We start from the raw sequence: 379 nt of genomic DNA, 5'->3' as shown, positions 1-379 counted from the left end.
GTTGAGAACAAGGACGACGACACCAAGATCTCCGCTAAGGATGAGGATGGCAATGACGTCCCGGTCAAGATTGACGAGGACGGCAAGGTCATCGTTACTCCGGGTGAGGATGTTGATGGTCCGATCACGGTAGTTGTTGAGGATCCGGATCTGCCGAATGGTAAGACTGAGATCGAGGTTCCGGTTAACGGCCACGAGAAGGATCGTGACGATAACGGCTCCGATGAGCAGCCGGAGCAGCCTGGTGATGACAAGACCACGGTTGATGATTCCAATGTGAAGCCTGTTGATCCGACTGATGATCCGCAGGATTCTGGTATCAAGGTTGAGAACAAGGACGACGACACCAAGATCTCCGCTAAGGATGAGGATGGCAATG

General features: G+C 53.0%; 1 protein-coding gene. It reads left to right on the top strand.

Annotation, left to right across the window (positions count from 1 at the left end; translation table 11 throughout):
* Positions 1–379, top strand: a 379-nt coding sequence (locus FME68_RS13105) for a hypothetical protein (RefSeq protein WP_230309008.1), incomplete at both ends; no start/stop codon positions are given.

It is taken from the genome of Corynebacterium hiratae, assembly GCF_009708045.1.
In the GTDB taxonomy this organism is placed as follows: Bacteria; Actinomycetota; Actinomycetes; order Mycobacteriales; family Mycobacteriaceae; genus Corynebacterium; species Corynebacterium hiratae.
Note: the sequence above shows the minus strand (reverse complement) of the source record. Positions and strands in the feature narration are given on the sequence as shown.